Annotated in this window: 11 protein-coding genes and 3 pseudogenes; 12 read left to right on the plus strand and 2 right to left on the minus strand. The window is 30.0% G+C overall.

Annotated elements, in window-relative coordinates:
• Nucleotides 1-161 precede the first annotated feature (161 nt).
• The 6 genes and pseudogenes from BDU_RS07240 to BDU_RS07955 all read left to right on the plus strand — a co-directional run.
• Nucleotides 162-1,514, plus strand: a pseudogene (locus BDU_RS07240) (PBSX family phage terminase large subunit).
• Between the two features lie 41 nt (nucleotides 1,515-1,555).
• Nucleotides 1,556-2,194 carry a Bdr family repetitive protein gene (bdr, locus tag BDU_RS08970; protein WP_012539778.1) on the plus strand — a complete coding sequence of 213 codons (639 nt, stop codon included), beginning with the start codon at nucleotides 1,556-1,558 and terminating at the stop codon, nucleotides 2,192-2,194.
• 112 nt (nucleotides 2,195-2,306) lie between these two features.
• Nucleotides 2,307-2,456, plus strand: coding sequence for a hypothetical protein (locus BDU_RS08185; RefSeq protein ID WP_318250872.1), 150 nt, complete (start codon nucleotides 2,307-2,309; stop codon nucleotides 2,454-2,456).
• Between the two features lie 351 nt (nucleotides 2,457-2,807).
• On the plus strand, nucleotides 2,808-3,416 hold the full coding sequence (locus tag BDU_RS07250) for a Vsp/OspC family lipoprotein (RefSeq protein ID WP_012539546.1): 609 nt from the start codon (nucleotides 2,808-2,810) through the stop codon (nucleotides 3,414-3,416).
• A gap of 580 nt (nucleotides 3,417-3,996) precedes the next feature.
• Nucleotides 3,997-5,061 (plus strand): variable large family protein, encoded by a 1,065-nt coding sequence (locus BDU_RS07255; RefSeq protein ID WP_049752316.1) that lies wholly within the window; start codon nucleotides 3,997-3,999, stop codon nucleotides 5,059-5,061.
• Between the two features lie 157 nt (nucleotides 5,062-5,218).
• Nucleotides 5,219-5,834 (plus strand): annotated as a pseudogene (locus BDU_RS07955) (variable large family protein); the annotation flags it as partial.
• A 96-nt stretch (nucleotides 5,835-5,930) separates the two neighbouring features.
• Here the strand turns inward: BDU_RS07955 and BDU_RS08975 are convergent.
• Together BDU_RS08975 and BDU_RS07640 are read right to left on the minus strand one after the other, a co-directional pair.
• Nucleotides 5,931-6,056: a hypothetical protein gene (locus tag BDU_RS08975; protein WP_318250839.1), complete on the minus strand. Its 126-nt coding sequence runs from the start codon at nucleotides 6,054-6,056 to the stop codon at nucleotides 5,931-5,933.
• Between the two features lie 162 nt (nucleotides 6,057-6,218).
• Entirely contained in the window at nucleotides 6,219-6,911 is a 693-nt protein-coding gene (locus BDU_RS07640; protein WP_012539548.1) for an Mlp family lipoprotein, read from the minus strand.
• Nucleotides 6,912-7,065: 154 nt separating this feature from the next.
• On the opposite strand from BDU_RS07640, the gene BDU_RS07275 reads away from it, so the two are divergent.
• The 6 genes and pseudogenes from BDU_RS07275 to BDU_RS07295 form a co-directional block, all read left to right on the plus strand.
• Complete coding sequence (locus BDU_RS07275) at nucleotides 7,066-7,605, plus strand: DUF603 domain-containing protein (protein ID WP_012539549.1); 540 nt, start codon at nucleotides 7,066-7,068, stop codon at nucleotides 7,603-7,605.
• Nucleotides 7,606-7,616: 11 nt separating this feature from the next.
• A pseudogene (locus BDU_RS07280) lies at nucleotides 7,617-8,776 on the plus strand (phage terminase large subunit family protein).
• Nucleotides 8,777-8,817: 41 nt separating this feature from the next.
• Nucleotides 8,818-9,378 carry a Bdr family repetitive protein gene (gene bdr, locus BDU_RS08980; RefSeq protein ID WP_012539550.1) on the plus strand — a complete coding sequence of 187 codons (561 nt, stop codon included), beginning with the start codon at nucleotides 8,818-8,820 and terminating at the stop codon, nucleotides 9,376-9,378.
• A gap of 109 nt (nucleotides 9,379-9,487) precedes the next feature.
• Complete coding sequence (locus BDU_RS08400) at nucleotides 9,488-9,637, plus strand: hypothetical protein (protein ID WP_158298605.1); 150 nt, start codon at nucleotides 9,488-9,490, stop codon at nucleotides 9,635-9,637.
• 240 nt (nucleotides 9,638-9,877) lie between these two features.
• A complete protein-coding gene (locus tag BDU_RS07290) occupies nucleotides 9,878-10,984 on the plus strand; it encodes a variable large family protein (RefSeq protein ID WP_012539551.1) in 1,107 nt (368 codons plus the stop codon).
• Between the two features lie 186 nt (nucleotides 10,985-11,170).
• The coding region (locus BDU_RS07295; protein WP_041177965.1) for a variable large family protein at nucleotides 11,171-11,818 on the plus strand (648 nt) is incomplete at its 3' end.

Here is an 11,818-nt window from a genome sequence, read left to right on the forward strand (position 1 = left end):
ATGAAGACGATCAAGATCTTAATAATAAGCTATGTGAACTTGACGAAGTCAAACGAGCAAAAGAACTTAAAAAAAATGGAATTGTATTACCAAGCTATGCTTAAATTAAAAGCAACTGATTTTGAATCACAAGTTAAATTTAAAATTTAAAGGATTATGTTGTGAATATATATGATCTACCTTTTTTTAAAAAGATGCAAAGGGAATATAAGCGTGAATTTGGGATTGATATTGCGTCTTTTATTAAACCAAAACCAGTAGTTGCTGATTTTAAAAGCTTTGAAAAAAAGTTATTGACTAAAAAACAACGTAAAGTGTTAAGTGCTATTGAAAAGAATAATCAAAACAAAGTTATTTTATCAGGTGAAATTTCAAGTGATAAAACATTTTTGGCTTGTTATTTATTTTAAAAACTTTACTTAAAAAATAGGCATCTTTATGAGAAAGATACCAATAATTTTATATTAGGAAACTCACAGAAATCATTAGAAATTAATGTTACAAGACAGTTTGAAAATCTTGCTAATATGCTTAAAATACCTTTTATTCTCAAATATTCAAATACGTCATATTTTGAACTTGATTCTTTAAGAATTAATTTATATGGTGGTGATAAAGCAAGGGATTTTGAAAGATTTAGAGGATCGAATTCTTCTGTTATTTATTTTAATGAAGCAACAACTCTTCATAAAGAGACATTAAAAGAAGCTCTTAAAAGACTAAGAATAAAACCAGAGTTTATTATTTTTGATACTAGTCCTGATCATCCAGGGCATTATTTTAAAACAGAATATATTGATAATAACACAATATATTCTACATATAATTTTACGACGTATGATAATGAGATAATTTCAAAGGAATTTATAAAGATCCAAGAAGAAATTTATAAAGACTTTCCAACATATAAAGCCAGTGTTCTACTAGGAGAATGGGTTGCAAATAATGATGCTATATTTAGCAATATTAATCTCCTTAAAGAGTATGAATTTAAAAGTTCTATAGCTTATTTAGATCCTGCATATAGTAGTGGTGGAGATAATACTGCTTTTTGTATTTTAGAGAAGGTATTGGATAAGTATTATGCATTTATATTTCAAGAGCAAAAACCAGCTGTTGATCCATATGTTATGAATACAATAAAGGTAATAATAGGGAATTTAAATGTTAATACTCTTTATATTGAAGATAGAGATGATATTAAAGGAGCTGGGGCTTTAACACGTGAATATGTTAGACTTCGAGACAATATGGAAAATTACTTTAGAATTGCACCAACAAGATCCAAAACAAATAAACACGCAAGAATTGTTTCTTTATTAACACCATTTACTTATAACAAGATTCATTTATTAGATTATAGTAGTCGTTCTGTATTTCGTGATATTTGTTCGTATAATGGAGATGGCAAAGTTCATGATGATGCTCTTGATGCATTATCAGCTGCATATTTAATTATATCTTTAAATTATCGTGATAGAAGTCGACATTTTACTAAATTTACTTTCATTTAGCTTATAAATTATTATATAATAATTATATAAGGAGATTCTTTATGGAGTATATACAAATGGAACCTGTAATTACTAGGCAGATGGTACTAAATGAGCTTGTAAAAGTGGGTATTAATAAAGAGATTGCAGATGATTTATCTTATAGGTATTATAAAAATGAGCTCACTACTAAAGATCTTCAATATTTAGAAAGTAATTTTAATCTTAAACTGGAAATATTAGAGCGTGGTTTAAGATCTGATATTGAAAAGGTTAAAGATGTCCTTGATAATAAGATAGATAATGTTGAAAATAACTTAAATAACAAAATAGATACTAAATTTACAGAGCTTGATAACAAGATTGATACTAAATTTAATGAACTTGATAACAAAATAGATATTATTGAAAATAACTTAAAATCAGATATTAAAGAACTTGATAACAAAATCGACAAAGTAAGGGACGAATTAAAGTCAGATATTTCTCTTGTAAGAAAAGATATGGAAGTGAACAAAATGGAACTTGATACTAAGATAGATATTAAATTTAATGAACTTGATACTAAGATAGATAAATTTTCATCAGAGGTTAAAGGAACATTTAAATTACATGCTTGGATGTTTGGGACTATTATTACCATTAATGTAGGAATATTTATAGCATTAATATCTATGCTATATGCATTGTTTATAAAGTAACTTTAAATAAGTTGATATTTCTTCTATCTAAAGAATAGGTTTAATTTTTTTTTTGCAATTTTTTATAATTATTTTTTGTATATTGAATAAGGTTGTAAAGGTTGGAGGTAAAATGAAACACAATGCTAAAATCAATTTTTATGAATTAAACCGACATTCAATATTTTTTAGGAATTATATAAATAATGTAGCAGAAGACGTCCTGTACAATGGGATCATCTTAGAGATTGTTTATAGTACTGATTTGAAAAGAGATAAATAAGGTATTGGGAGAGATTAAGGAAGGATAAGGAGTTGGAGCTAAGGATAATTAATATCTGAATTAATATGTTTATATTGGAATATAGTTTAACTAATGATAAAAAGAAAAGTATTAGTAAAGGGAGCAATAAAGCTCTCTTTTTTTATTTGCAGTATTGTATGTGTTATATAAGTCATATTTTTTTGCTTTTAATTCTTAATAAATAAGCTAGTAAGAAAACTAAAAAGAAAGAAAAAATAAGGAGGGGAAGAAAATGAAGAGAGAAGTAAAAGAAGGAGAAATAAAAGGGAAGAGAGGAATAGAGAGAGTGAGATAGAGAAAAAAGTAGAGGGGAAAATAAGAGTAATAATAATGATGGTGATGATGGGATGTAATAGTGGAGGAGGAATAAAGGAAGGAGGAGAAGAGGGACAAGTAAAGAAGGGAGATGGGAGTGTAATAGATTTAAAGGGAGTAAGTAAAAGGATAAAGGATGCGGTGGAGTTTGCAGGGAAAGTAAAGGAAGTGCATGTTTTAGTTAAGTCGGTTGATGAGTTGGCTAAAGCTATAGGCAAAAAGATTGATGCTAATGGTAGTCTTGCTGATGAAGCTGGTCAAAATGGATCGTTAATTGCAGGAGTGCATAGTGTGATATCAGCTGTAAACACTAAGTTAAAAGGATTAGAAACAACAGATAACATTTCTGATGAATTGAAAGGAAAGATTGTTGCTGTTGAAACAGAAGGTAAGGCATTCTTGGATAAGTTGAAAAGTGGTAATGCTGAACTTGGTAAAAAAGATGCTTCTGATGATGATACAAAGAAAGCTATAGATAGAATTGGTAAAACGGATGGTGATAAAGGAGTTGCTGAATTGATTAAGCTTAATACGGCGATCGATGCATTGTTAAAGCTTGCTATAGATGCAATAGAAGCATCAATAGGAGAACTTACGGTTAAGTCTGCTGTGTCAAATAACTGAATATGTAAATACCAAGATATTCAAGAATAATATCTTGAAGAAAATAAATAAAGTTAATAGAGATAAAGATACTGGGAGTAATTTCTTGGTGTCTTTTATTTTATAGTGTGTTAAATAGAGATATATTGTTTTATATGATTAATTTTATTATTTTTGGTTTTATTAAAATATTCTAGTGAAAAATATTCAGTTTATTGTATAAGATTTAATGTTATATTGTTATTAAAATATAGATGATTGTGTTTAATTTTTTTTAAATGGCCAAAGTATTCCGTAATAAAAGTTAAAACTTATTTTTTATATGTATAACCTTGTAAAGATAATTACATATTATAAATGTAAACAATTCAATACTAAAAATTTTGTGTTTTCGTATTGATAACAAAGTAAAACGTTAATTTTTATTTTTATATAAATATTTTTATGAAACGTTATTTATTAATTTTTGTTTTTTGTGAATTTCTGAAGAGACAAGAAAAAATAAAAAAAAATAAATAAGTAAAACAAGGAGGCTAAGAAGATGAAAGAAGGAAAAATAAAAGGTGAAATAGAAGGATATAGAGAAAAGAGAGGAGAGATAATGAGAGGAGGGAAGATGAGAGTAAGAAGAGTAGTAAAAGGAATAATAATGAGGATGTTTGTGGTAGTGATGGGATGTAATAGTGGAGGAGTAGGAGGAGTAGAGGAAGGGAAGAATAAATATTTGCAGTCATTAGTTAATGTAAGTAATGAATTTTTGAATGTTTTCACATCATTTGGGGAAATGGTAGGGAGTGTGTTGGGATTGAAGGCGGATTCTAAGAAGTCAGATGTTGGGAATTATTTTAAGACAGTACAGGGTACAGTAGAGGGAGTTAAAACAGGACTTAATAAAATTGTTAGTGAGATGAAGAAAGAAAAGAATCCAAATGCTGAGGCTACTGCTACTGCCGTGAAAACATTGGTTGAGAATACACTTGATAAGATAATAGAGGGAGCAAAGGTAGCAAGTGAGGCAATTGGTAATGCTGGTGATCCAATTGGTAATATAGCTCCTGCTGCTGCTGGTGGTGGTGCAGGAGTTGCTGGGTTTGAAATTGATAGTCTAGTCAAGGGGATTAAGAGTATTGTAAATGTAGTAATTAGGGATGGAAATGCAGAGGCTGGGGATGCTAATAAAGCTGAAGATGGTAAGACTGAAAGAACTGCTGCTGGTGATAATGAAGCAGGTAAATTGTTTGCTTCAGATAATGCTGGTGATTCTGCTGACAAGGCTAAGAAAGTAGCGGCTGATGCAGCAAAAGCAGTTGGAGCAGTAACCGGTGCTGATATATTACAAGCTATAGTTAAAAATGGTTCTAATGCAGCTACTAATGCTACTAAGGCTAAAGCTAAAGATGGCACTATAGCAGGAGCTATAGCATTGAGAGCAATGACAAAAGGTGGTAAATTTGCTAATGCTAGTGCTGCTGATAATGAAGGAGTTATTACTTCTGCAGTTAAAGGAGCAGCAATAAGTGCGGTAACTAAGGCATTAGACACATTAACAGTAGCAATAAGAAAAACAATAGATTTGGGACTTAAGGAAGTAAAAAACGTAATGAAAATTAATAATGATACTCCTTTGGCATCTGAGCAGAGTGATTCTGGTGGGCAAAATCAATAGTCAGGTTTATTATTTATATAACTAAAGAGTAGAAAAAGATAAATAAAGTTGTAAGGGAGAGATACTGAGAGTTAAGCTTTTAGTATCTTTTATTTTATATAGTGTTTGAGTAGAGAGAGGAAAGGAGAAGAGAGTGAGAAGAATAGTAAAGGTAATAATGGTGCTGGTGGTGGTGATGGTGATGGGATGTAATAGTGGGGGTAGAGATCCAGAGAAAGTGTTTTTGAGTGAGATGGTAAATTTAGGGAGAGGATTTTTAGATGTATTTATGAAGTTTTGGCGATATGATTACAGGGACATTGGGGGGATAAAGGCGGAAACAAAGAAAAGTGAGATTGGTGGGTATTTTAGTAAGATTGCAGAGACAATGAAGGAAGTAAAAGGGAAGTTAAGTAAGATTTTGGAATAGAATGGGAATTATCCTAAAGTGAAAGAAAAGGTAGAGGAATTTATTGGGAAGATAAGTAAGATCGAAGAAGGAGCGAAGGATGCAGCTAGTGGTGCTACTGGGTGGAGATGCTGTTGGGAATGCTGTTAAAAATGAATCTGCAGTTGCTGCTAGCAAGGAGGCAATAAATGTTTTAGTCAAAGGAATAAAGGTAATTGTTGGAGTTGTATTAAAAGATAATGAAGGAAATCCAGGTTTCACTAAAACTGGTGGAGAACAACAAAAGACAATCGGTGGATTATTTGAAAAACAGTATAATGCTGGTGAGACAGTAGCAGCAGCAGCGAGTGCGTCAATAGGAGCAGTAAGTGGAGCTGATATTATTGATTTCAGATTCATTACTCAAAGCTTATTTTAAAAAATCTAGACCCTGTTTTTGATTATCATTTAACTTTTCTCTTAATACTTCTTTAAGTGTTTTTTATGCTTCTACTTGTTGTTTTAAGTTTCTTTTATTTCTACTTTTAATTGCTTTATTTATGTTATTATCTTGTTCACAACTATTCATTAATAGTAATAAAATCAAAGTAAAATTAATTATTTTCATTTAAAATCCCCTTATTTTTAATATATATTTTGATTTTAAATATACAGCGATTATTGTTGTGTTGTATGAATTACTTTGATTATTATATAGTTAGCAACTACAAAATCGTAGTTGCTAAATGTTTACTTATTTTTGATTAACAATTTATTTTGTTACTAATTTTTAGTCTGTCCACAGTGCCAATGAATCTTTATATGTATCACTTTCTTTATTTTGAAGTTCTTCTTTCATTTTTTTCAATATTGTTTCATTGCTAGTGTCGTTATTTATATAGTATATGTCAACTGTGTTTAATCTAATAGAATGAAAAAATTCTCTTACACGATTATATTTTTTATTTTTTGGACCACCATATAAATTAGGGTCGTATTGGTGTTTTTTTTTATATTCATTATCTTGAATATCATAAAAAGCACCCTGTATATATCGTTTCATATCTGGATGCTGCTTACTTGCAAGTTTTTCTCTTTTTTGTTCTAAAAAATTATATACATTCTTAAAAGCGTCACTTAACTCTCTTTGTTTTTCTATATTTGAGTCATCTGAAATCCATTTAATAAATCTTTTGTATGTTTTTATAATACCTGCAGACAGCTCGCTTAGGGGTTCTGAGGGATTTGTTTTTCTACGTTTTAAAGTTTGTTCATGAGCTTCTATTTCCGTATTCATTGCATATTGTAGTGATTCAAATCTATTTTTTTCTTCAGTAGTTAAAGTGTTTTGTGAATCATGTTGATCTATAGATCTAGTAACTCGGGAAGTTTCGCCCTTTACTTTAACTGGGTTTTTATTTGAATTGCAACCATACAAAAATAATATAATGCAAAGTATTAATATACCTTTATTTTTATTCATAAAATATTCTCCTCGTTCTACGGATTATACATTATATTTTTATTTGAGTATATGTTTATAGTCTTTTTTTATTTGATTTTGTAAAATTATTATTTTGTTATAGAGTTTATGTTAAGCTGAATTGATTTTTGTTAATTTAGAAGGTTGAAGAGATATGAATAAAGTAAAGAAATCATTTGATGATTATATTGTGTATTTTAATGGAGGAAAGCTTAGTGATGCACAAATTAGTAAAGAGATGGGTGTAAATCGTGCTAATGTATGTAAAATGAGGCGTAGATGGGAGTCTAGAGAAAGCAATAATTTAGAAGAACATCCAAAAGTAACAATTAGTGAAGAAACTCTAAATAATGTGTTAATTTGTGCATCAGAGCATAATGCACAATCAGGTAGTATTAGAAGCCAGCTTCATATGTCTAGAAATAGATTGGGATTAGAATTTATTGCTTCATTTAATAGTTATTTAGATTTGGAATTTAAATCATACAATAACGAAATAAAGGTATTAGAGAGCAAAATTGAAAGACTGAAAGGAGGAATTAATAATGAAGACGATCAAGATCTTAATAATAAGCTATGTGAACTTGACGAAGTTAAACGAGCAAAAGAACTTAAAAAAATGGAGTTGTATTATCAAGCTATGCTTAAATTAAAAGCAACTGATTTTGAATCACAAGTTAAATTTAAAATTTAAAGGATTATTTTATGAATATATATGATCTACCTCTTTTTAAGTCTATGCAAAGGGAATATAAGCGTAAATTTGGGATTGATATTGCGTCTTTTATTAAACCAAAACCAGTAGTTGTTGATTTTAAAAGTTTTGAAAATAAGTTGTTGACTAAAAAACAACGTAAAGTGTTACGTGATATTGAAAAGAATAATCAAAACGAAGTTATTTTATCAGGTGGGATTGCAGGTGGTAAAACATTTTTGGCTTGTTATTTATTCTTAAAAACTTTACTTAAAAAATAGGCATTTTTATGGTAAATATATCAATAATTTTATATTAGGCAACTCACAGAAAGCATTAGAAATTAATGTTACAGGTCAATTTGAAAAGCTTACTAATATGCTTAAAATACCTTTTGTTCCCAAATATTCAAATACGTCATATTTTGAAATCGATTCTTTAAGAATTAATTTATATGGTAGTGATAAAGTAAGGTTATATATAATTTTATAACATATGATAATGAGACAATTTCAAAGGAATTTATAAAGACCCAAGAAGAAATTTATAAAGACTTTCCAACATATAAAGCCAGTGTACTACTAGGAGAATGGGTTGCAAATAATGATGCTATATTTAGCAATATTAATCTTATTAAAGACTATGAATTTAAAAGTCCTATAGCTTATTTAGATCCTGCATATAGTAGTGGTGGATATAATACTGCTCTTTGTGTTTTAGAGAAGGTGTCGGATAAGTATTATGCATTTATATTTCAAGATCAAAAACCAGCTGTTGGTCCATATGTTATGAATACAATAAAGGTAATAATGGGGAATTTAATGTTAATACTCTTTATATTGAAGATAGAGATGATATTAAAGGATTTGGGGCTTTGACACGTGAATATGTTAGACTTCGAGACAATATGGAAAATTACTTTAGAATTGCACCAACAAGACCCAAAACAAATAAACACGCAAGGATTGTTTCTTTATTAACACCATTTACTTATAACAAGATGCATTTATTAGATTATAGTAGTCGTTCTGTATTTCGTGATATTTATTCATATAATGGAGATGGTAAAAGTCATGATGATGCTCTTGATGCATTATCAGCTTCATATTTAATTATGTCTTTAAATTATCGTGATAGAAGTCGACATTTTACTAAATTTACTTTCATTTAGCTTATAAATTATTGTATAATAATTATATAAGGAGATTCTTTATGGAGTATATGCAAATGGAACCTGTAATTACTAGGCAGATGGTATTAAATGAGCTTGTAAAAGCAGGTATTAATAGAGAGATTGCAGACGATTTATCTTATAGATATTATAAAAATGAGCTTACTACTAAAGATCTTCAATATTTAGAAAGTAATTTTAACCTTAAACTGGAAATATTAGAGCGTGGTTTAAAGGCTGAGATTAGAGAACTTGATACTAAGATTGATACCGTAGAGAATAATTTAAATATTAAGATAGATACTAAATTTACAGAACTTGATAACAAAATAGATATTATTGAAAATAACTTAAAATCAGATATTAAAGAACTTGATAACAAAATCGACAAAGTAAGGGACGAATTAAAGTCAGATATTTCTCTTGTAAGAAAAGATATGGAAGTGAACAAAATGGAACTTGATACTAAGATAGATAAATTTGCATCAGATGTTAAAGGAACATTTAAATTACATGCTTGGATGTTTGGAACCATTATTACCATTAATGTAGGAATATTTCTAGCATTAATATCTATGCTATATGCATTGTTTATAAAGTAGATTTAAATAAGTAAATATTTCTTTTATGTAAAGAATAAGTTTAATTTTTTTTGCAATTTTTTATAATTATTTATTGTATATTGAATAAGGTTGATAGGTTGGGGGTAAAATGAAACACAATTCTAAAATCAATTCTTATGAATTATATAAACATTCAATATTTTTTAGGAATTATATAAATAATGATGCAGAAGACGTCCTGCACAATGGAATCACCTTAGAGATTGTTTATAGTACTGATTTGAAAAGAGATAAATAAGGTATTGGGAGAGATTAAGGAAGGATAAGGAGTTGGAGCTAAGGATAATTAATATCTGAATTAATATGTTTATATTGGAATATAGTTTAACTAATGATAAAAAGAAAAGTATTAGTAAAGGGAGCAATAAAGCTCTCTTTTTTTATTTGTGGTATTGTGTTTGTTATATAAAGCTTCATTTATTTGTTTTTGCATTTAAAGATAAGCTAGAAAAAAATAAAAAATAAGGAGGCTAGAAGAATGAATAAAGAGAAAAAAGGAGAGGGGAAAGTAAGAGTATTGATATTAATGGTGATGATGATAGTGATGATGATGGGATGTAATAGTGGTGTGGTGGAAGCAGAGCAAGGAAAGAATAAGTTTTTGCAATCTTTAGTTAATGTAAGTAATGAATTTTTGAATGTTTTCACTTCATTTGGGGATATGGTAGGGAGTGTATTGGGGTTGAGTGTTGAGAGTAAGAAATCGGATGTAGGGAAATATTTTAAGACAGTGGCGGGTACTGTGCAAGGGATAAAGGATGGACTTAATAAAATTGTTAGTGAGATGAAGGAAGAAAAGAATCCGAATGCTGAGGCTACTGAGAGTTCAGTTAAAGCATTGGTTGAGAGTAAACTAGATAAGATAATAGAAGGAGCAAAGACAGCGAGTGAGGCGATAGGAGTAGAAGGTAGTGAATTAATTGGTAATGTTGCTGATCAGAATGCTGGTGCTGTTGGTACTGAAGTTGATAATATAATAAAGGGAATTAAAAATATAGTAGAAGTGATACTTAAAGAAGGAAATTCTGATGCAGGGGATGTTAAAGGTCCTGTTAAAGATGCTGATGGTAGTGCAGGTGCTGCTAGAGCTGCTGCTGGTGGTGCTGATGGTGATGCAGGTAAATTATTTGCTAGTGATAATTCAGGTGGTGCTGGGGATGCAGCTAAAGCAGCGAAAGATGCAGCAAAGGCTGTTGGGGCAGTAACCGGTGCTGACATATTAAAAGCTATTTCTATAGGTGTTGGAGGCAATGCTGCTAAGTTAGCTAAAAATACTGATGCTGTTGCTAATATAGCTGCTGCAGCTAATGCTAAAGATGCAACTATAGCAGGTGCTATTGTATTGCGAGCAATGGCTAAGAATGGTAAATTTTCTGGTCCTAGTGATGCCGCTAAAGTTGATGTTTCAGCTGCGGTTAAGGGAGCAGCAGTAAGTGCAGTAACTAAAGCGTTAGATACATTGACAATGGCAATAAGAAAAACAATAGACTTGGGGCTTAAGAATGTTAAGGATGCTATGAAAATTAATTCTAATGCTATTTCTGTTGTGTCTGATAAGGATGCTTCTGGTGCTAAAAACCAATAGTCTAATAGTAGTGATATGACTAAATAATAAAATAAGATAAATAAAATTATAACGGTAAGATACTAAGATTTAGATTCTTAGTATCTTTTTTTTTATTATGTCAAATAAATATCTATTATTTTGTTATCATTTATTTTTCATTATTCATTTGTTTGTTGATTATTAGTTTTTATAGGGAAAAGTAGGATGCAAGTAAAAAAAGAAGAGGGGAAAATAAGAGTAATAATAGTGATGGTGATGATGATGGTGATGATGGGATGTAATAGTGGTGGTAGAGATCCAGAGAAAGTATTTTTGAGTGAGATGGTAAATTTAGGGAAAGGATTTTTAGATGTTTTTGTGGGTTTTGGCGATATGATTACAGGGACGTTGGGGATAAAAGCGGAAACAAAGAAAAGTGATATAGGGAAGTATTTTACTGATATTGCAGCAACAATGGAATCTGTTAAAAATAAATTGCAAACAGAAGTTGCGAAGAATGGTAATTATGAAAAAGTTAAAACGGTTGTTGAGCAGTTTATTACTGGGATATTAGATAAGATTGCAGAAGGGGCAAAAGAAGCTGCTAAAGGGGCTACTGGTGATGATGCTATTGGCGGTGCTCCTACTGCTGGACAGGATGCAGCACCAGCAGATGCTACAAGTGTAAATGCACTAGTTAAAGGAATTAAAGAGATAGTTGGAGTAGTGTTAAAGAAAGATGAGGGTAATCCAGAAGCTACTAAAACCAAAGATGATCAGCAAAAAACGATTGGTAAGTTATTTGGTGGTAAAAATAATGATGGTACAGAAACAGATGCGGCAGCGGCAAGTGCATCAATAGGAGCAGTAAGT

This window comes from Borrelia duttonii Ly (assembly GCF_000019685.1).
Taxonomy (GTDB): domain Bacteria; phylum Spirochaetota; class Spirochaetia; order Borreliales; family Borreliaceae; genus Borrelia; species Borrelia duttonii.